Annotated in this window: 17 protein-coding genes; 10 read left to right on the top strand and 7 right to left on the bottom strand. The window is 74.2% G+C overall.

The window, feature by feature from the left end; translation table 11 throughout:
* Nucleotides 1-179 precede the first annotated feature (179 nt).
* Nucleotides 180-1,001 (top strand): TIGR02452 family protein, encoded by an 822-nt coding sequence (locus ACZ7LT_RS09520; protein WP_471235410.1) that lies wholly within the window; start codon nt 180-182, stop codon nt 999-1,001.
* A 22-nt stretch (nt 1,002-1,023) separates the two neighbouring features.
* Here ACZ7LT_RS09520 and ACZ7LT_RS09515 read toward each other — a convergent pair whose 3' ends face one another.
* A complete protein-coding gene (locus ACZ7LT_RS09515; protein ID WP_471235409.1) occupies nt 1,024-1,599 on the bottom strand; it encodes a CGNR zinc finger domain-containing protein in 576 nt (191 codons plus the stop codon).
* Between the two features lie 56 nt (nt 1,600-1,655).
* Between ACZ7LT_RS09515 and ACZ7LT_RS09510 the strand changes: the two genes are divergently transcribed.
* Both ACZ7LT_RS09510 and ACZ7LT_RS09505 read left to right on the top strand, forming a co-directional pair.
* Nucleotides 1,656-2,834 (top strand): MFS transporter, encoded by a 1,179-nt coding sequence (locus tag ACZ7LT_RS09510; RefSeq protein WP_471235408.1) that lies wholly within the window; start codon nt 1,656-1,658, stop codon nt 2,832-2,834.
* A gap of 86 nt (nt 2,835-2,920) precedes the next feature.
* Nucleotides 2,921-4,060 carry a mandelate racemase/muconate lactonizing enzyme family protein gene (locus tag ACZ7LT_RS09505; protein ID WP_471235407.1) on the top strand — a complete coding sequence of 380 codons (1,140 nt, stop codon included), beginning with the start codon at nt 2,921-2,923 and terminating at the stop codon, nt 4,058-4,060.
* A gap of 7 nt (nt 4,061-4,067) precedes the next feature.
* On the opposite strand, the gene ACZ7LT_RS09500 is transcribed toward ACZ7LT_RS09505, so the two are convergent.
* Together ACZ7LT_RS09500 and ACZ7LT_RS09495 are read right to left on the bottom strand one after the other, a co-directional pair.
* Complete coding sequence (locus ACZ7LT_RS09500; protein WP_471235406.1) at nt 4,068-4,766, bottom strand: alpha/beta fold hydrolase; 699 nt, start codon at nt 4,764-4,766, stop codon at nt 4,068-4,070.
* A 70-nt stretch (nt 4,767-4,836) separates the two neighbouring features.
* A complete protein-coding gene (locus ACZ7LT_RS09495; protein WP_471235405.1) occupies nt 4,837-6,084 on the bottom strand; it encodes an MFS transporter in 1,248 nt (415 codons plus the stop codon).
* A 155-nt stretch (nt 6,085-6,239) separates the two neighbouring features.
* Between ACZ7LT_RS09495 and ACZ7LT_RS09490 the strand changes: the two genes are divergently transcribed.
* The 3 genes from ACZ7LT_RS09490 (at nt 6,240) to ACZ7LT_RS09480 (ending at nt 9,418) form a co-directional block, all read left to right on the top strand.
* Nucleotides 6,240-7,328 carry a LacI family DNA-binding transcriptional regulator gene (locus tag ACZ7LT_RS09490; protein WP_471235404.1) on the top strand — a complete coding sequence of 363 codons (1,089 nt, stop codon included), beginning with the start codon at nt 6,240-6,242 and terminating at the stop codon, nt 7,326-7,328.
* A 515-nt stretch (nt 7,329-7,843) separates the two neighbouring features.
* A complete protein-coding gene (locus ACZ7LT_RS09485; protein ID WP_471235403.1) occupies nt 7,844-8,140 on the top strand; it encodes a hypothetical protein in 297 nt (98 codons plus the stop codon).
* A gap of 90 nt (nt 8,141-8,230) precedes the next feature.
* Nucleotides 8,231-9,418 (top strand): thiolase family protein, encoded by a 1,188-nt coding sequence (locus ACZ7LT_RS09480; RefSeq protein ID WP_471235402.1) that lies wholly within the window; start codon nt 8,231-8,233, stop codon nt 9,416-9,418.
* 104 nt (nt 9,419-9,522) lie between these two features.
* Here ACZ7LT_RS09480 and trxA read toward each other — a convergent pair whose 3' ends face one another.
* A complete protein-coding gene (gene trxA / locus ACZ7LT_RS09475) occupies nt 9,523-9,909 on the bottom strand; it encodes a thioredoxin (RefSeq protein WP_471235401.1) in 387 nt (128 codons plus the stop codon).
* A 128-nt stretch (nt 9,910-10,037) separates the two neighbouring features.
* On the opposite strand from trxA, the gene ACZ7LT_RS09470 reads away from it, so the two are divergent.
* From ACZ7LT_RS09470 to ACZ7LT_RS09455, 4 genes are all read left to right on the top strand, one after another.
* Nucleotides 10,038-11,474, top strand: coding sequence for a dihydrolipoyl dehydrogenase family protein (locus ACZ7LT_RS09470; protein WP_471235400.1), 1,437 nt, complete (start codon nt 10,038-10,040; stop codon nt 11,472-11,474).
* A gap of 78 nt (nt 11,475-11,552) precedes the next feature.
* Nucleotides 11,553-14,285, top strand: coding sequence for a CHAT domain-containing protein (locus ACZ7LT_RS09465; protein WP_471235399.1), 2,733 nt, complete (start codon nt 11,553-11,555; stop codon nt 14,283-14,285).
* The gene (locus ACZ7LT_RS09460) at nt 14,278-15,852 is read left to right on the top strand and encodes an esterase/lipase family protein (RefSeq protein WP_471235398.1); all 1,575 of its coding nucleotides are present in this window, start codon (nt 14,278-14,280) and stop codon (nt 15,850-15,852) included. The genes ACZ7LT_RS09465 and ACZ7LT_RS09460 overlap by 8 nt, the downstream gene beginning before the upstream one ends.
* Before the next feature lie 165 nt (nt 15,853-16,017).
* On the top strand, nt 16,018-16,317 hold the full coding sequence (locus ACZ7LT_RS09455; protein WP_471235397.1) for a DUF1876 domain-containing protein: 300 nt from the start codon (nt 16,018-16,020) through the stop codon (nt 16,315-16,317).
* 101 nt (nt 16,318-16,418) lie between these two features.
* On the opposite strand, the gene ACZ7LT_RS09450 is transcribed toward ACZ7LT_RS09455, so the two are convergent.
* The 3 genes from ACZ7LT_RS09450 to ACZ7LT_RS09440 form a co-directional block, all read right to left on the bottom strand.
* On the bottom strand, nt 16,419-17,648 hold the full coding sequence (locus ACZ7LT_RS09450; RefSeq protein WP_471235396.1) for a cytochrome P450: 1,230 nt from the start codon (nt 17,646-17,648) through the stop codon (nt 16,419-16,421).
* 51 nt (nt 17,649-17,699) lie between these two features.
* Nucleotides 17,700-18,752, bottom strand: coding sequence for an SDR family oxidoreductase (locus ACZ7LT_RS09445; RefSeq protein ID WP_471235395.1), 1,053 nt, complete (start codon nt 18,750-18,752; stop codon nt 17,700-17,702).
* 144 nt (nt 18,753-18,896) lie between these two features.
* On the bottom strand, nt 18,897-19,955 hold the full coding sequence (locus tag ACZ7LT_RS09440; RefSeq protein ID WP_471235616.1) for an enoyl-CoA hydratase/isomerase family protein: 1,059 nt from the start codon (nt 19,953-19,955) through the stop codon (nt 18,897-18,899).
* Nucleotides 19,956-20,083 lie beyond the last annotated feature (128 nt).

Raw genomic sequence — 20,083 nt, 5'->3', positions numbered from 1 at the left:
ATTCGGATCCTCCTGTCGAAGGCGCTGAATCCACCTAAGGCCACAGCGGCCACCCGCACAAGTGCGCCCCCAAACCACCCTCCGCCACCATCGGTCACATGGTGTGACACCGCCCTGGCCTGGGAAACCTGGGAAAATCCGATGGCGGCGACCGGGAATGCGCCGCCATGATCACGGGTATGAGTGCACGACTGCGCGCCATCGCCCACGAGACCGAGAAGATCGTCGCGGCGGGCCGCTACACCACCCCCGACGGCCAGGATGTGGACCTGCGCGCCGCGCTGGACACCGCCCTGACCGGGACCCGGATGTACGGCCCCGAGCCGCTCCCGGTCACCCCCGACACCGACCGTACGACCACCGTCGAGGTCACCCCGGAATCCACCACCGAGGCCGCCCGGCGGCTCACCTCGGCCGCTCCCGGCCCCGTGGCCGCCCTGAACTTCGCCTCCGCCCGCAACCCCGGCGGCGGCTACCTCAACGGCGCGCAGGCCCAGGAGGAGGCCGTCTGCCGGTCCTCCGCGCTGTACGCCACGCTGCTGCGTGCCCCGGAGTACTACGACCACCACCGCGCCGAGCGGGACCCGTTCTACTCCGACCGGGTCATCCTCTCGCCCGGCGTCCCGGTCTTCCGCGACGACAAGGGACGCCTCCTGGCCTCCCCGTACACCGTCGGCTTCCTCACCTCGCCCGCGCCCAACGCCGGGGTGATACGCCGCCGCACCCCGGAGCGGGCGGACGGCATCCGGCCCGCCCTGGACGCGCGGGCCGAACGGGTCCTGGAGACGGCCGTGACCGGCGGCTACCGCCGCCTGGTCCTCGGCGCCTGGGGCTGCGGCGTCTTCCAGAACGACCCGGCCGACGTGGCGGCCGCCTTCCGGACCCTGCTCACCGGCGACGGCCGCTTCGCGGCCCACTTCGACAAGGTCGTCCTCGCGGTCCTGGACCGCACGCCCGCGCAGACCACGCTGGGGGCGTTCCGGGCGGCCTTCGCGGCCTGACCGCGCGGCAGCCCGGCCGCGGCTACGTGGTTTCGCCCGACTGCTCGGCGGAGCGGGAGCGTCGATGGGCCGCGACCCGCTCACGGGTCGCGCACCGACGTGAGCAGTAGCGCCGTTCCGGACCGCTGCCCTGGGCGATGAAGACGTTCTGGCAGCTGGGTGAGGCGCAGATCCTGCCGGGCGGGCGTTGACGGTCCCAGAGGAGGACTGTCAGGGCCATGCAGGACGAGGCGAGGAGCCACTCGTCCCAGGGGGCGTCGTCGTCGCGGTCGAGGTGAGGATGCCAGGGGGTGCCGCCGCCGTGCGAGGTCAGGCGGAGCGGTCCGGTGTGTTCCCGCAGGAGGCGGTTGAGCGCGGCCGCGGCGCCGTCGGCGTCCTCGGCGGCGAAGACCTGCCGCAACAGGGCGGCGGCGGCCCGCATGTCGGCGACCTCGCGGGGGGTGAGGTCGATGGGGTCCGCCTCGCCGTATGCGCGGAGCACGGCGGCGACGTCGGCCGGGTCGGGGCGGTCTTCGGCGAGAGCGTTGACCAGGGCGGCGGTCCGCTGAGCCGTCGTCAGCACGGAGTGCCGGGTGGACCAGTCGTCGAGGGAGGACACCTGCGCAATGTAACGCACCTTGCTGAGTTTTGAGTTACCTTCGTAACGTTCCGCTGATGAAGAAGCGTTACGCGATGGGCTCCTATCTCGCCGGAGCGGTAGCAGCCCGTGCTGGTGACGAGATGTCAGGACCGGCGCTGATGCTGGCAGGATTCGCCCTGGCCGGGTCCACCGCCGACGCGTCGTCGCTGCTCGCGGGCATCACGGTCTCCGCCGCCGTCGGAGGGCCGGTGCTCGGGGCGCTCCTCGACAGAGCGGTACGGCCGGGACGCCTGCTGGCCGGGGCCGTCGCGCTGTACGCGGCGGGCCTGGGCGTGATTCTCGTGGGCCTCGACCGGTTGCCGTTCGCCCTCACCCTCGCGATCGCTGTGACGACAGGGCTGCTGGGGCCGGCCCTGTCGGGCGGATGGACGGCCCAACTGCCCCATGTGGCACCCGGCGACCGCCTGCCCCGCGCGAACGCGCTCGACGCCATGACGTTCGGCGTGGCGAGCCTGGCCGGTCCCGCTCTCGCAGGCGTCGCGGCCGAGGCGCTGGGAGCCCCCACGGCCGTGGTGGTGTCCGCGGCGCTCATCGCCGTGGCCCTGCCCGCCGCGTGGATGCTGCCCGCCCGTCCCAAGGGGGCACGGAGCGCTCGGGCAGCCTCGGTGATCAGCGACCTGGCTGCCGGAATGCGGGTCATCGTCGGAAGACCGCCGTTGGCCCGGGCGACCTTCACCTCGGTCGTCTCCTGTGTCGCCCAGGGCATGCTGACGGCGTGCATCCCGCTCCTGGGCGAGCGCGTTCTGGGCGGAGCCGGCTGGGGCGCGGTGCTGCTCTCCTGCGCGGCGATCTCCGCCCTGGTGGCCACCGCCGCACTGGCCCGCTTCCCGCGCTCGGTCGCCCCCGACACGATCATCCGGGCCAGTGCTCTCATCCAGGCTGCCGCGCTGGCGCTGGCCACGTCGGGTCACCCGGCCGTGCTCATCGTGGCCGTACTCATCCTGGGGATCGGTGAAGGGCCGCAACTGGCCGCCTTGTTCGCGGTGCGCCACCGGGAGGCCCCGGAACACCTGCGGGGCCAGATCTTCACCACCGGCGCCAGCCTGAAGATCACCGGATTCGCCCTGGGGGCGGCGGTTGCCGGACCCGTCGTGTCCTGGTCCCTTTCCGGCACTTTGGCACTCGCCGCGAGCGTGGCGGTCGTCGCGGCACTGGCAACCGTGCGATGGCACAGTCACCTTCGTGCAATGTGACATACATGCCCCCGGTCGCTTGCGCCGCATTCCGCGCCGGTCGGTTAATTTCCGGCATTGAACGATCAGGGGCGACAGGGGAGGGCATGGGCGGCGAGACCTGGGAGTTGTTCCGGATCGCGGTCGGCGTGCGCGCCGAATGGCTGGTGCTGCGGCTGCGCGCCGACGGGGCGGCGGGCGTGTACGGGTACGGGGAGTGCTCGGACGCCGGGCCCCTGACGAAGGTGGTCGCCGTGCTCGACGCCGCCGTCCGGCGGGGCGCCGGCGTCCAGGGGCCGGCCGACCTCCGGGACGCCGTCGCCGCCCTGGACGACACCGAGTTCGGGGAGGTCCCCGACCGCCGCACCGAGCCGAGCTTCGCCGGAGTCACCGTCGCCGGCGGGATGGCGCAGGCCCGTACCGACCTCGCCGCCCGGCTCGACGGCGTGCCCCTGTGGTCCTGGATGGGCGGAGCCGCGCCCGGGCCCGTCGAGCTCTACGCCAACCTCGACCGCGCCCCCGGCGGCAGCACTCCGCACGAGGTCGCCGTCACCGCCGAACGCGCCCTCGCCGACGGCTTCGACGCACTGAAGGTCGCCCCCTTCGACGCGCACGGCGACCGGCCACTGCCCGAGCTCGGCCTGGCCCGGCTGCACGCCGTACGGCAGGCCGTCGGCGGCGGCGTCCGCCTCATGGCCGACGCCCACGAACGGCTCACCTTCGACGAACTCGTCCCTCTGCTCGGCCCGTTGAGCGAGCTAGGACTGCACTGGCTGGAGGACGCGGTCTGCATCGGCCGCCCCAGGGAACTGGCCCGCCTGCGGGCCAGGACCGCGATCCCGCTCGCGGGCGGCAAGTTCGCCTGCGACCCGGCCGAGGTGTGGAGCGTGGACGGCTTGATCGACATCCTGCTGCCGGACGTCAAGCACGCCGGCGGCGCCCTGGAGGCGGCCCGGCTGGCCGCCGCCGGCACGGCCCGGATCTCCGTCCACAACCCCACCGGCCCGGTCGCCACCCTCCACTCCGCCCACCTCAGTTCGGTCCGCGGCGCCGCCGAACCGATGGAGTACGCGTACGGTCTCACGGCCTGGCGCTCCGAGCTCGTGCGCGGTGCGGAACGGGTCGAACGCGGCCGTCTCACCCTCCCCGACGCCCCCGGCACCGGCCTTGAGCTCGACACCGCGCACCCCTCGGTCACCCGCGTCTGGAGCGGACGCCTGGAGGCGCACCGCTCCGGACAGAGGTGACGAGGGATCAGATCCAGCCGTCGAGCGCGGCCATGAACCCGGCGAAGTCGTCCCGGTGGATCGTATGGCCCGCGCCGGCGACCGTACGAACCTCGAAGCCGCGCTCCACCAGCAGCGCGGCCCGCTCCGGGCTGATCAGGACGCTGCCGTCGGCGAGGGTGACCAGCGACGGCACGGCCGGCTTGGCGGGCAGCAGGTCGACGCCCGCGAACGGCCCCAGGGCATGGGCCGTACGCGTGTCCCACAGCTTCAGGGTCGCCAGCTCGATGTCGACGTCCTCGGCCTCCCAGCGGGGGTTGAACGCCGCGATCTGCTCCCGCGTCCACGACGTCGCCCGGGTGAACAGCTCGGGCCTGAACGGGTCGTCGCCGCCCGCCAGATGCCAGGCCGGATCGGAGAAGACGGCCCGGCGCGGGGCCAACCGCTCCACCGCGAGGGCCAGGGTCATTCCTCCGAGCGAGTGGCCCACGGCCAGTTCGGCGCCCGCGGGAAGGGTTTCGACGACGTCGTCCGCGTAGTCCTGCGGGGTGTAGCTGTCGGCCCGGCCGCTCGCGCCGTGTCCGCGCAGGTCGACCGCGATCACGTGGTAGCCGTGGTCCGCGAGGGCCGGACCGACCCGCCGCCAGGTGCGGTGGTCGGCCATGATGCCGTGGATCAGCAGGGCGATCCGGTCGCCGGTGCCCCAGGTCGTGGTGTGCAGCTGCACGTCGGTGCCTTTCGTCGGATACGGATACGGATACGGGTGAGGGTGGGGGTGGGGATGGTGGTGGCGCTGTTCAGCGCACAGTACGGATCGGACGCACCGCGAGCGCGCCGAGGACCGACAGCACCGCGGCGACCAGGAACAGCGTGGTGTAGCCGCCGCTGACCGAGACGACCAGGGAGGCGACGAACGGGGCGACGATCTGCGGCCCCGCGTTGGCGACATTGAGCACGCCCATGTCGCGCGCGGCGTTCTCCGCCTTCGGCAGCACCATCGTCACCAGCGCCGTGTCGACCGCCATGTAGCAGCCGAAACCAAGGCCGTTGACGACGGAGAAGGCCAGCATCGCCGGCCAGCTCGTCGACAGCGCCGGGATCAGCAGGGCGACGGCCGCCAGCGCCGCCGACGCCCCGACGAACAGCTTGCGCCGGTCGAAACGGTCGGAGAGCCAGCCCCCGACGACGGTCGACAGCGCCATCGCGGCCGCGTTCACCGGCATGAGGATCGCCACCGCGTCCTCGGGCCGCAGCCCGGCCGGGAGCGCCGTGTGGTCCTTGAGGACGTAGAGCTGGAAGCCCGCGACGCAGAAGTAGCCGAGGATCAGCAGCGCCCGGCCGATGAAGGCCCAGCGGAAGTCGTGGTCCCCGAGCGCGCTGCCGAACGCCGCCAGTTGGGCCTTCACCGGCAGCGGCTGCCGCGCCGGCATGCGCCGTTCGGGCGCGCAGGTCGAGAAGAGGAGCGCCGCGACCGCCACGATCGCGCCGAAAACGAGGTAGCCGGTGCGGTAGTCCTCCGAGAACGCGGCGCCCAGCAGCGCCCCGGCGGTGGACCCGAGCGGCAGGCCGAGGCCCACGGCCGCCGAGGCCCTGCCCCGGGCGGCGAGCGGCACCCGGTCCGGGACCACCGACGTCAGCGCGGCCTGGTAGACGTTCATCACGGCCTGGCCGAGGCACCAGGCGATCGTCACCAGCAGCACGGTGTCGACGCTGCCGAGCAGCAGCATCACCGGCAGTGCGAGCAGCCCGCCGGCGAGTATCCAGGGGTTGCGGCGCCCGGAGCGGTCGGAGAGCGCCCCGGCCACCGGGTTGAAGACCGTCGCGAAGATCGCCGAGACACCGGAGACCAGACCGAAGTTGGCCACCTTCCGCTCCGGGTCGATCTCCTCGATGTGCAGGGCGAGGAGGACGCCGGGGACGCCGATGTACAGCGCGTACATCGCGAAGTTGCCCGCGAGGAGCAGGGACAGCAGCCCCCGGGTCGGCCGGGAAGCGGGGGTCGGGGCGGCGCGGGACATGCCGGTGCCGGGGGAGGAAAGGGCCACGGTGCCCTCCTGGGGGAGGTCGGGGGACGAGGCGGAATGCGGCCGGGGACGCCCCTGGACGCAGTAAGATGACACGTGTCACTGACACGTGTGAGCACTGTGTAGCACTCGAATCAGGCCATCCGCCAGACCCTGGATCGGACGGGTCTGGAAAGATGCCGAGGGCGATGAGCCAGACACCTCACCCGAGCCCCCGCCCGACCCGCCCGGCCACCGGAAGCTCCGCCGGGCGTGCCGTACGGTCCGCCGAGCGTCCGGTCCCGACCAGCGCCGATGTCGCGCGACTGGCCGGCGTCTCCCGGGCCACCGTCTCCTACGTGCTCAACAACACCTCGGCCGTACGCATCAGCGAGCCCACCCGGCGCCGTGTCCGGGAGGCCGCCGAGGAGCTGGGCTACGTACCGCACGCGGCCGCCCGCAGTCTGCGCGCCGGGCACAGCCGCATGGTGCTGCTGCCCGCCTCGCACGTCCCCGTCGGCCCCCTCTACAGCCGTTTCTTCAACGAGCTCCAGTGGGCGCTGCGCCGCCTCGACTACACCGTCGTGCAGTACGGCAGCCTCGGCCTCGAGGGCGACGAGGCGGCCCGCGCCTGGGCCGAACTCCGCCCCGTCGCGGTGCTCTCCCACGGCGAGGTCGACCTCACCGCGCACGGCGTGGAGGTCCTCAAGCGCTCCGGCGCGAAGGCCGTCATCACCCTCGGCCCCCAGCGCGTCGAGGGCGCCCACTCCCTGGTCATGGACCAGCGGGAGATCGGCGCCTGCGCGGCCCGGCACCTGATCGAACGCGGCCGCCGCAGGATCGGTGTGGTGATGCCCGAGGAGCCGGGCCTGGAGATGTTCTCCGGGCCCCGGCTCGACGGCGCGCGCCGCGCCGCCGCCGGTACGGACGCGGTGATCGAGCCGCTCCCGCTGGCCTACGAGGAGGAGCCGGCGGCCCGGCTCGCGGCCGGCTGGCGTGAGCGCGGCCTGGACGCCGTGTACGCCTACAACGACGAGTACGCCATGCTCCTCATGCGCGCCCTCCAGGACGCGGGCGTGGACGTCCCGGGCGAGACGGCCGTGATCGGCTCGGACGACCTGCTCCTCGGCAGGCTGCTGCGGCCCCGCCTGAGCACCGTCCAGATCGACCTGGTGACCGGCCAGCACCTGGCCGAGCTGGTGGACCGCGTCGTCCGCGACCCGGACGGGACGCCGGAGCGGCACGATCTGATGGGCGCGCGGGCGATCCACCGCGAGTCCAGCTGACGGCGAGTTCAGCCGGCTGGCTGCGGCTGACCCAGCTGACGTCTGGGGCTCCAGCCGGCCCCCGTGGGTCCGGCTGATCCGGCGGGTCTGGCCGTCCCTGTGAGTCCGGCCGATGTCCGAGAGTCCAGCCGATCCCCGCGGGCCGGCTGACCCCCTGCGGGTCCGGCCGCTCCCCGTGGGGCCGTCGGCTGACCGAGCTGACGTCCGGGGCTCAAGACGACCCTGCGGGTCTGGCTGACCCCTGCGGGTCTGGCCGCTCGCCGTGGGGCCGTCGGCTGACCGAGCTGACGTCCGGGGCTCCAGTCGACCCCCGTGGGTCCGGCTGATCCCTGCGGGTCCAGCCGCTCCCCGTGGAGCCGTCGGCCGATCTCCGAGAGTCCAGCCGATCCCCGCGGGGCCGGCTGGCCCCCGACGGGGCCGGCCGCCCCCGCGGGTCGGCTGATTCCGGCGGGTCCAGCCGATCCACCCGCCGCCCCGGCGCGCGTACGGCCCCGGCACGACTTAGCGTCACGTACATGAGCACCTTGCCCAAACGCTTCGAGATCCTGCTGGTGCCCGAGCACGTGGAGGACCGCGGCGACGCCTCCGTGCGCGACAGCGCCATCCGCTCGGCGGTCGTCGAGCTCACCGGCGAGATGGGGGCCTCCGGCTACCCCCGGTACGCCGGCCACGGCATCGTCGCCGACATCGACCCGGCGACCCGGACCGTCGAGGCGATGCTCGTGGACGGCTCGGAGCTGGACTACGGCCTGACGGCGCTGGTCTGGGACCTCACGCGCGAGGGAGACGGCGGCGGATCCTCGTACCGTTGACAGGCGGGGCCGCCCGGCGCAGACTCGGGCGACGCCAGTTCCGAACGATAGTTCACCAGGCGAACGCCGGGTGACTGTGGGAGAGATCCGATGAGCATCCGCGACGTGTACATCGTCGACGCCGTCCGCACCCCGATCGGAAAGTTCGGCGGCGCCCTCTCCTCCGTACGCCCGGACGACCTCGCCGCCCATGTCGTCAGGGCCCTCGTCGACCGTACGTCGCAGCTCGACCCGGCCCGTATCGACGACGTGTACTTCGGCGACGCCAACGGCGCCGGGGAGGACAACCGCGACGTGGCCCGCATGGCGGTCCTCCTCGCCGGTCTGCCGACCTCCGTGCCCGGCGTCACCGTCAACCGGCTCTGCGGCTCGGGCCTCGAAGCCGTCATCCAGGCCGCCCGGGCCATCGCGCTCGGCGACGCGACCGTGGCCGTCGCCGGCGGCGTCGAATCGATGTCCCGCGCGCCCTGGGTGCTGCAGAAGCCCGAGCGGGCCTTCCCCGCGGGCCACCAGCAGATGTACTCGACCACGCTCGGCTGGCGCATGACCAATCCCGCGATGCCCCCCGAGTGGACGGTCTCCCTCGGCGAGGGCGCCGAACTCGTCGCCGACAAGCACGCCGTCACCCGCGAACAGCAGGACGCCTTCGCGCTCGCCAGCCACCGCAAGGCCGCCGAGGCGTGGGACAAGGGGCTGTACGACTCCGAGGTGGTCCCCTACCCGGGCGTGGAGCTGGGGCGGGACGAGTGCATCCGGGACTCCACCTCGATGGAGGCCCTGGCCAAGCTGAAGCCGTCGTTCCGCGCGGACGGGGGTACGGTCACCGCCGGCAACGCCTCGCCCCTCAACGACGGCGCCGCGGCCCTACTGCTCGTCGACGACGAGGGCCTGCGGGCCTGCGGCCGCGAGCCGCTCGCCCGGATCCGCGCCTCCGCGGTCACCGGCATCGAGCCCCAGCTCTTCGGCCTCGGCCCGGTCGAGGCGGTCCGCCGCGCGCTGGACAAGTCGGGCCGTACGTTCGCCGACCTGACCACCTTCGAACTCAACGAGGCGTTCGCCGCGCAGTCGTTGGGCTGCCTCGCCGAATGGCCCGAGCTGGACCCGGCGGTCGTCAACCCACGCGGCGGGGCCATCGCCATCGGCCACCCGCTCGGCGCCTCGGGCGCCCGGCTGGCCGGCTCCGTCGCCCACCAACTGGCAGCGGCGGGTTCGGGCACGGGCCTCGCGGCGCTGTGCATCGGCGTCGGCCAGGGACTGGCACTCGTCCTGGAACGCTGAACGCGCTAGCGGGACGCGGAATGCGGGCGCCGAACGCCCGAGCGTCCGGCCCCGCCCGCCCGACCGGGGCGGCGGGTCGCGCGGCGGCCCGCCGCCCCGGTCGTTCAGCTCGCGGCGGCGCCGCCCTCCGCCTGCTTCGCGGCCTCGACGGACTTGCGGACCTCGTCCATGTCCAGCTTGCGGGCCTGCCCGATGACGTCCTCCAGCGCGGCCTCGGGCAGTGCGCCCGGCTGCGCGAACACCGCGATGTTGTCGCGGACGATCATCAGCGTGGGGATCGAGCGGATCTCGAACGCGGCGGCGAGCTCCTGCTGCGCCTCCGTGTCGACCTTGGCGAAGACCAGATCGTCATGGCGCTCGGACGCCTGCTCGAAGACGGGGGCGAACTGACGGCACGGACCGCACCAGGAAGCCCAGAAATCGATGAGAACGAATTCGTTCCCACTGACGATCTCATCGAAATTGTCCTTGGTGAGCTCGACAGTGCTCATGCTTCCTACCTCTTCCCGGTCGTCATCGACTCGCCCCGCTCAACGGCGCACACGGCCCCGCTATTCCGGACCGTCCCATCCGCATGCCCCCATGGCAGGCGGCCACACCTCCCACCAGACTGTCGGGTATGACACGAGCCGTGGAAGTGGAACATGACGTAGTCGTCCTGGGCGCCGGGCCGACCGGGGAAAACGTGGCGGACCGGACCCGCGCGGCGGGTCTGAGCACGGCCGTGGTGGAGAGTGAACTGGTCGGCGGCGAATGCTCCTACTGGGCGTGCATCCCCAGCAAGGCGCTGCTGCGTCCGGCCCTCGCCCGCGCCGACGCCCGCAGGGTCCCCGGACTGCGCCGGTCGGTGGACGGCCCGCTGGACGCCGAGGCGGTCCTCGCCCACCGCGACTACTTCACCGGCGACTGGAAGGACGACGGCCAGGTCTCCTGGCTGGAGTCCACCGGCGCCCGGTTCTACCGCGGACACGGCCGCCTCGACGGCCCCCGCCGCGTCACCGTCACCGGCCCCGAGGGCGAACACCACGTCCTGACCGCCCGCCACGCCGTCGCCGTGTGCACCGGCACCCGCGCCGCCCTGCCCGAACTCCCCGGCCTCACCGGCGCCAAGCCCTGGACCAGCCGCGAGGCCACCAGTTCCCACCGCGTCCCGGGCCGCCTGGCCGTGATCGGCGGGGGAGTGGTCGCCACGGAGATGGCGACCGCCTGGCAGGCGCTGGGCGCGCGGGTCACGGTCCTCGTACGGGGCGGGGGCCTGCTGCCCCGGATGGAACCCTTCGTCGGCGAGCACGTGGCCGCCGCACTCGCCGAGGCCGGGGCCGACATCCGTACGGACACCGCCGTCGCCGCGGTGGTCCGCGACGGCGGCACCGGCCCGCTCACCGTCGTCCTGGAAGGCGGCGACCACCTCGACGCCGACGAACTCCTCGTCGCCACCGGCCGCGCGCCCCGCACCGACGACATCGGCCTGGAGAGCGTCGGCCTGGAACCGGGCTCGTGGCTGTCCGTGGACGACAGCCTGCGGGTGACGGGCAGCGACTGGCTCTATGCCGTCGGCGACGTCAACCGGCGCGCTCTCATGACCCACCAGGGCAAGTACCAGGCCCGGATCGCGGGCGCCGCCATCGCGGCCCGCGCCCGCGGCACCGCCCCGCTGGAGACCGACCGCTGGGGCGCCCACGCCGCCACCGCCGACCACTCCGCCGTCCCCCAGGTCGTCTTCACGGACCCGGAGGCAGCGGCGGTCGGCCTCACCCTCGCCGAGGCCCAGAAGCAGGGCCACCGGGTCCGCGCCATCGACTACGACCTCGGGAACGTCTCGGGCGCGGGCCTGTACGCCGACGGCTACCGCGGCCACGCCCGCATCGTCGTCGACGAGGACCGGCGGACCCTCCTCGGCGCCACCTTCGTCGGCCCTGGCGTCGGCGAACTCCTCCACTCGGCGACGATCGCGGTCACCGGCGAGGTCCCCCTCGACCGTCTGTGGCACGCGGTCCCGTCCTTCCCGACGATCAGCGAGGTGTGGCTGCGGCTGCTGGAGACGTACCGCGGCTGAACGGCGGCGCGCGACAAGACCGAGGAGGTCGCCCGGGCTACCGTGAGGAGTGGGGCGATCTTCCCGGAGGGCCGAGCCGTGGCGTCACCCGCGCACCGCTTCCTGACGACGGACGACCTCGGGCCGCTGCTGCGTATCGCCGCCCACGAGGACAACCGGACTCTGCGCACCGAAGCCCTCGCCGCGTGCGCCGCGCTCCCGCTGGACGGACCGGCCGCGGCCGAGGTCGCCGAGCTGGTCCTCAGCCGCTTCCGGGCCGAGCCGCTGGTGCCCGACTCCCTGGTCGAGGCGGCCGGACACCTCCCGGTGGGGGACGTACGGGCCGTCCTTGAGGAGTGGGCCGCCGACGACGCCTCGGCCCACCAGGACGCGGCGCGGCGGGCCCTCGCGGTCCCGGAGCGGGCGGTGGAGGGGCCGCCGGAGGCACGCGTGCCGGGCGAGGAGGCGCACGTGGCCCGGGAGACGGCGGCGCTTGCGGCATGGCATGTCGGCGACGGTCGCGGGTTCCCCTCCGACCTGTCGCCGCTCGCCTCCCTTCCGGAGTCGGAGGCACCGCGCCTGCTGTCGTGGCTGGTGGACGCGGTCGCGCGCGCCGTGGACAAGGACGACGATGTGCTGCGTGCCGCAACGGAGCGTCTCTGGCAGGTCGTCCACGTGCTGCCGGGCACGGTCGCTGCGAGCCTGCCCACGATCAAGGGCCCCGTGCCCCGCGACCGGGCCGAGTGGCTCGGCGCCGTACTCACCCTCGTGCCGCCGGCCGAGGTGGTGAGCAGCGTCGTCGAACGGCTACGGGAGGAGGGCCCCGACGAACGCCTCGCCACGCTTCGTGAGCTGTCCACGGTGGCCCCTCACCTCGGCCGCCCTCCGGTGCGGTGGCCGGAGCCGTCCTCCCACCCCGGTGAGCTCGCCCGCCTCGCGTGGCTGCTGGAGCCGGAGGCCGGCTACGGGGAGGGCAGCGAGCCGACGACGCCCGCGCAGGTGTCCGGCGGACCGATGGTTGCGCCGTCGCCGGAAGCGTCGGACGAGCCGGCATCACCCGTCCCCGCCGGAATTGGCGGGGCCGAGGCGCCACCTCTCCCGCCCCCGCCGCGCGAGGAGACCGCGCAGCCATCGGGCCCGCTGACAGGGCCCGTTGCGCCGCCCCCGGAGGACGGGTATGCGGGAAGGTGGGCACGGACGGGCCGCCACCGCTTGCCTCGTCGCCTCCGGGACCGGTTCAGCCGCCGGCACACCGAGCGCCAGGGCCTCGCCCGGACCGAGGGGACCACCCCCTCCCGCCAGGCCTACGCCCGCCTCGACGCCCCCGAACACGTCGCGCCCCGCGAGGCGTTCGAGCTGCGGGTCGGGCTCGCACCGCTCCCCACGCCCGAAGTCGTCCAGCCCGCCCCGCTCACCGTTCCCGCCGGGGAGTTCACGCTCGACGTCGCCGTCCTGGCGCACGGCTTCGACGTGATCGGCGAAGACCGGCTGACCCTGCGGATGCGGGCCGGCCCCGACGACCCGTACCCGTACCGCATACTCAGACTCCGGGCCGTGGACGACCCGTCCCTGGCCGCCGATCGGGTGATCACCGCGGTGTACACGGTCGGTGGAAGCGTCATCGGGGTCGCCCACCGGATCGTACGGGTGGGGGAGGCGCCCCAGGAGCCGGGCGGTGAGGAACCGCGGGCGGAGGCCGCCGGAGGCGTGTGGGTGCTGCCGGAGGAGGTGGACGCCGGCACCCAGCCGGATCTGGAGATCGTCGTGGCGCCGGGGAACGACGGCGACGGGCGGCAGCACTGCTGGCTGTACCGCTCCCCGCACCCGGGCGTCGGCGCCTGCGACAAGCCGCTCGTGACCACTCTCGGCGGCGAGGCCGACTGGGCCCGCTCCGTCATGCGCGGTGTGCAGGACCGCAAGGACGCCTACGACCTGGCCCATTACCTCAAGGGGGTCGGCCGCGAGGCGCGCGACGCCGTGCCGCCGGAGGTGTGGGCCGCCCTGCGGGCCGCCGGGGAAGGCTCCCGCCCGCCGAGCCTGCTCCTGGCCACCTGGGACCCGTACGTCCCCTGGGAACTGGCCCTGATGCCCGAGCCGTTGGACGCGGCGGCCCCCGCCCACCTCGGCGCCCAGGCGGTCGTCGGCCGCTGGATCTACGGCGACCGGCAGCGCACCCCGGCCCCGCCCGCACATCTGCGACCCCGCACGATGTCCGTGGTGACCGGCGACTACGCCGTCGCCGAACTCAAGCAGGCGAAGGCCGAGGCCAAACACCTCATCCGGCACTACCGCGCGAACCCCGTTCCGGCCACCACCGACCAGGTGCTCATGGCCCTGGAGGGAGAGCAGGGGCCGGACATCCTCCACCTCGCCGTGCACGGCAAGTTCAGCACGGAGGAGTTGGAGGACGGTCTGCAGATGGTGGACGGCACGTACCTGAGCCGACGGTCCGTCAGCGGTGTGGAGAGCAGCGGGGTGCGGCTGGTGTTCCTCAACGCCTGCCAGGTGGGGCAGGGCCGCAGCGCGCTCGGCGCGTACGCGGGCATGGTGCCGGCCTTCCTCGGCATCGGGGCGCAGGCGGCCGTCGCCCCGCTGTGGAACGTCGACGACAAGGTCGCCAAGAACTTCGCCCAAGGTTTCTACAAGGCCGTACTGAAGGACGGCACGGCCCCCGCCGAGTACCTGCGCATGCGGCGCGCCGGAACGTTCGGCGCCGCCGGGGCCGATCTGTCGACCCCGCTCGCCTACCTCTTCTTCGGCCACCCCCGGCTGACCGTGCGGTGGACCGCGGACCGCGCCTCGGCAGGACAGGAAGGAACGGACGATGCCTGATCTCGAACGCGACGGACGCAGCGAACTCCCCTACGGTCTGGTCCTGCGCTCCTCGGAGGTCGGCGGGCGCGTCGGCGAGGTCCGCCGATGGGCCGCGGCGGGGGCTCCGGTGCGCGACGCGGCCCCTGGCGGGCTGCCGGAGCAACTGCTCGCCGACCACGTTCCCGAGCCCGCCGCGCGCCTGCTGGGGACGGCCGCGCAGGAGGCCGGGATGCGGCCGGTGCTCTCTCTGCCGCTGAGCGACCTGACCGTGCCACGCCGGCCCGCAGGTCCCGACCGGAGCGGAGCGCCCGGCCCCCACCTCCTGGTGGAGGCGCCCGCGCCCCCGCCGGGCGAGGGCCAGGTCCTGCTGGAGGCCGACGCGACCGGCGTCGTGCGCTGGGTGTTCCCCGAGGAGGCGGTGCGGGGTGGCGGCACCGACCGGGCCGCGGGGGCCCAGACGTTCCATGTCCCGATGGAGCAGTTCACGCTCCCCGCGGGCGGGCCGGCGGCGGACCGGGGCATCGTCGGGTTCGGCGTCGGGAAGGTCCTGCACCTGCTGCGGTTCCCGATCGAGCGGGCGGCCGGTCTCGCGGCCGACTTCGCGGTGAGCCGGTGGGAGAAGAGGCACCGGCCGTACGGGCTCCGGCTGACCACCCCGCAGACGTTCCTCGCGGCGGGCGAGCAGGCGGGCGGACAGGCGGGTGACGGGGCCGATGAGGGGTCCGGCGTGCAGGTGACCGCGGGCCGGCTCGCAGAACTCGCCGACCGGCCCTTCCTGCTCTTCGTCCACGGCACGTTCAGCAGGTGCCGCACCGGCTTTCGCGGCCTCGCCGACGACGAGCGGCTGCTGCACGACCTCCACCGGCGCTACGACGGCCGCGTCCTGGTCTTCGACCATCCGACCGTCCACCTGGACCCCGTCGACAACGCGCGCTGGCTCCTTGAGCACCTGCCCGCCGACCGGCGGCTCACCCTCGACGTCGTCACCCACTCCCGGGGCGGTCTCGTCGCCCGCCACCTGGGACGGGACGGCCTGGCGGGCGCGGGACGGCCCGCCCCCTCGGTTCGTACGCTCGTCCATGTCGCCACCCCCAACGCGGGCACGGTCCTCGCCGAGAGGCAGCGGCTGAGCGATCTGCTCGGGGTCTTCACCAATCTGCTCGGCCTGCTTCCGGACGAGCTGGTGAGCACCACCCTCGAGGTCGTCCTCGAAGTCGTGAAGCACGGTGCGACGGGTGTCCTCGGCGGGCTGGACGGACTGGCGGCGATGGACCCGTCGTCGGAGGGCCTCGGCGAGATCAACGCCTCCGCCGTCCCGTCCTCGGGTTCGGTGCGCGCGGTGACGTCCGACTTCGAGCCCGCCCAGGACGCGGGGGTGGCGATGCGCGCGCTCGACGGGCTGGTGGACCGGCTGTTCGGTGTCGGCAACGACCTCGTCGTACCGACCGAGGGCGTCCACCGCGCCGGTTCGTACGTCGTCGGCGATCCGCTCCTCATCCCGTCGGCGGGCGCGGTCGCCCACAGCGGCTTCTTCCGGGACGCGCGGGTCCGCGCGGGCCTCGCCGAGTGGCTGCCCGGGAGCTGACCGGGAGCCGGCGGGGAGCTGACGGGAGCGGCTCGGCGCCGCGGACGTGCCGTTGGCCCGGCAGGGGAGGATCCTGGAACGCAGGGGAGGGGAGACGCCCCGCGTCGCCCCGGCGCGGGTACGACAGGCGCAGCAACACGGCGGACTGCAAGGAGGCGGGCGGCCATGACACGCACCCATCAGTGGACGGTCGGCCTGAATCTGGTCGAGGAGGACGGCACCACGAAGGCACGGGCGGAACTCGACACGGGCACCTCGACGCTCACCGGCAAGGGCACCGCACGGTGCAACCCTTCCGATGTCGACGTCCCCGCGATCGGCGACGAACTCGCCGCGAGCCGCGCGATGAAGGACCTCGCCACACAGCTCATGCGTGCGGCGGACCGCGACATGGAAGCGGCGGGCGCGGTGACCGCGCCCACGAAGGAGGGGACGGAGTACGGCTGGTCGGACACGGCGAAGTGAGGCCCGAGGCGAAGTGAGGTACGAGCCGTCGGCCGGGGCCCGTGCGCCCGGCCGGCGGCTCACCGACCGGACTCCTGCACCGGGAGTCAGCGGCCGGGCCGTCAGCGGCCGAGCGTCATACGGAATCCGCTGCGGGGCCGCGTCGGGATCCGGCGCAGCGAGATCCGCAGGTCCTGGTCGGGCACGGTGTGATCCAGGGTGGCGAGCTCCGCCGACAGGGCCTTGAGCACCGCCACGGTGATGTCCTCGCCCGGGCAGCGGTGGCCGGTGGCCGTGTCGCCGCCGCCCTGCGGAATCATCTCGTCGGCGCCCGGCGTCCGGCCGAGGAAACGGTCGGGGCGGAAGTGGTACGGCTCCGGCCACAGGGCCGGATCGTGGTTGTGCCCGTAGACGTCGAGCAGGAGCATCGTGCCCTCGGGGACGGGCGCGCCCTGCCAGGTGGTGTCGCGGGCGGCGAGGCCCCCGAGGAACGGCGCGAACGGGTAGAAGCGGCGCACCTCATGGGCGAAGGCGAGGGCGTACGCGGGCTCGTCGGCGAGCCGGTCCCGATGCTCCGGCCAGCGGTGCAGCGCGTGCGCGGCGAAGGTGACGAACCACGCGATCGCCACCGTCGGCCGGACCACGTTGAGCAGTTCGACGGCGGCGGTGCGGGCGTCGAGGAGCGTCCCGTCGGCGTCCCGGTGCCAGGTCACCGCGGACAGCACCGTGGGCGCGGGCCCCGGTCCGCCGCCGTGCGAGCGCCGCCGGGTGACGAGCCGCGCGATCCTCCGCTCCTGGCGGGTCCGGGCCACCCGCGCCCGCAGATGGCGCGGGCCGGGGGTGGCGAAGCCGTCCACCATTGCCACCGCGTCCCGCGCCAGCCGCCGCGTCCACGCCTCGGAGAGCCCGATACCGGCCCACGCCGAGACGGCGCGGGCCAGCACGAGCGCGGTCTCGTCGAAGAGCACCACCGTCCCGCCGCGCGCCTCGAACGCCTGCCGCCACTCCTCCCGTACCCGCTCCACCAGCGCGGAGACCGCCTCGGCGTCGGTGAGCCGCTCGACGAAGAGCGCCTTGCGCACGCGGTGGGCCTCGCCGTCCAGGGTGTGCACCGCGCCACGCCCGAAGAGGGTGTCGAGCACGGGCCCCGGCAGCGCGCCCCCGCGCCGTACGTTCCGCTCGTCGTAGAAGAACCCGACGGCCTCCGGGCCGTGCAGGGCGAGGGCCGGCCGACCCAGCAGGCGGGCCCGCACCGGCCCGCCATCGCCGTGGCGCAGCCGGTCGGGCAGCCAGGTGTAGCCCTTGAGCAGCAGCGCCGCCGTGTTCCGCAGATCCGATACCGAGGCCGCCATGCACCACGCGTACCCCGGCCGCACCGGGACGTCACCGCGGCGTTCCCCCGATCACCCGCCAGGGCGCGCCCGGACACGCCGAGCGGCCCGCACCGCGGCCGCCGCCGCGCCCCCCGCAGCCACCGCGACCAGGGCGGTATGGCGGGCCAGGGCCGTGTACGGGGAGTGGCCTGCGGCCTCCTCGTCGAAGCGGCCGTGCGCCCCGAAGTCCCGCCCGGTCTCCTCGCCGTCGACGGCATCGACTGCATCGACGGCATCGTCAAGGGGATGCCACAGGTTGTGCGGGCGGCCGGGCGGGGCCGCGGTGCCGGTCTGCTGGGAGGCGTAGCCGGTCCGGGCGAGGTGACGGTCGAGGAGCGCGGGCGCGACCTTGTGCGCGAGGACGGCGGCGGCCGTCGACGCGCCCACCAGATACTGCTTACGGCGCGGATGCCGGGCCGCGTACACCAGCGCCCTGGCCGCCACCTCCGGTTGGTACACCGGCGGCACCGGCCGGGGCAGGCCGGGCAGCCTGGACAGCACCCAGGAGAAGTGCGGGGTGTTGAGCGCGGGCAGCTGCACGACGGTGACGGCGACCCGGCTGCGCCGGTGCAGGAGCTCGATGCGTACGGAGGCGGTGAAGCCGTTGACGGCGTGCTTGGCGCCGCAGTAGGCCGACTGGAGCGGCACGGACAGCTCGCCGAGCGCCGAACCCGCCTGGACCACGGCCCCGGCGTCCCTGGGCAGCATCCGCCGCAGCGCCGCCCGCGTCCCGTTCACGTACCCCAGGTACGTCACCTCGGTGACGCGGGCGTACTCATCGGCCCCGATCTCCGGGAAGGGCGCGAAGACGGAGGTGAAGGCAGCGTTCACCCAGACGTCGATCGGTCCGAGCGCGGCCTCCACCCGGTCGGCGGCCGCCTCGACCTGGGCCGGGTCCGCCATGTCCACGGGCACGGCCAGCGTCCGGCCGCCCGCCGCCTCGATCTCCGCGGCGGCCGCCTCAAGACCCGCCCGGCCCCGGGCCAGCAGCCCCACCCGGGCGCCCTGCCGGGCGAACTCCCGCGCGGCCGCGCGGCCCGTCCCGGCACTGGCGCCGGTGACCACGACCGTCCGGCCCGCCATCGGCCGGTGCGATCGTGATCCACGAGGGGTGGTCCCCGACGTCAGCCTGGACACGGCGTCTCCCTTCCCTGGCGGCAGACTTCCCGTAGAGCGCCTTTCCGGAAAACGACCGCCGATGCGTCGCCCGAAGCGTCGCCCGATGCGTCATCCGAGAGGCCGGTCGGTGCCCTCGCCGCCGAGGCGCAGTTCCCGCTCGCCGAGCGGCGCGAAGTAGCGGGCCACGTCCGCGTCCGTGACCTCGGCGAGCGTGGGCGGCGACCAGCGCGGCCGGCGGTCCTTGTCGATCACCTGCGCGCGGATGCCCTCCACCAGGTCGGCCGAGGCGAGCGCCGCACAGGAGACGCGGTACTCCTGCTCCAGGACCCGCTCCAGCGAACCGAGCCGGCGGGCGCGCCGCAGCGCCGCCAAAGTGACCTTGAGAGCGGTCGGGGACTTCGCGAGGAGGGCCGCCGCGGCCTCCTTCGCCGCGGGCCCGCCGTGGGCGTCGAGCCGCTCGACGATCTCCTCGACCGTCCCGGCGGCGTAGCAGGAGTCGATCCACTCCCGCTGCGCCGCCAGCTCGCCGTCCGGCGCCGGGCGGACGTGGCGGGCGAGGACCGCGGCGACCGGGTCCCGCGTGAGGTCTTCGGCGAGCTGCGGCAGCAGCGTTGACGGTACGAAATGGTCGGCGAGGCCGCACAGCAGCGCGTCCCCGGCGCCCACCGCCGTGGCCGTCAGTGCCAGATGGGTGCCCAGCTCGCCCGGGGCGCGGGCGAGCAGATACGTACCGCCCACGTCCGGGACGAAGCCGATCCCTGTCTCCGGCATCGCCACCCGGGAGCGTTCGGTGACGATCCGTACGCCGCCGTGCGCCGAGATCCCGACACCGCCGCCCATCACGATGCCGTCCATCACGGCGACGTACGGCTTGGGGAAGCGGGCGATCCGCGCGTTGAGGCGGTATTCGTCGCGCCAGAAGTCCGCCGACGCCGACCCGCCGGAGCGGGCGTCGTCATGGATGGCCCGGATGTCGCCGCCCGCGCACAGCCCGCGCTCACCGGCGCCGGTGACGAGCACCGCCCGTACGGCGGGGTCCTCCTCCCAGGCGCTCAAGGCGTCGGCGATCCGCCGCACCATGGCGTGGGTGAGGGCGTTGAGGGCCTTGGGACGGTTGAGGACGATGCGGCCGAGGTGCCCCTCGGTCCACACCACCACGGTGTCCAGGGAGGCCTCCGGGGCGCCGGCCGGCGCGGGGGAGCCGCTCGTCACCGGGCACCCGCCGGGCGCCGGAGGGCGATGCGTCGCATGATGTCGTCGCTTCCTTCCAGGATCCGACGTCCGCGGACCGCGGA

It is taken from the genome of Streptomyces sp. NPDC039465 (assembly GCF_055639315.1).
The sequence above is the reverse complement of the archived record's forward strand: the minus strand, read 5'-3'. Positions and strand labels throughout refer to the sequence as shown.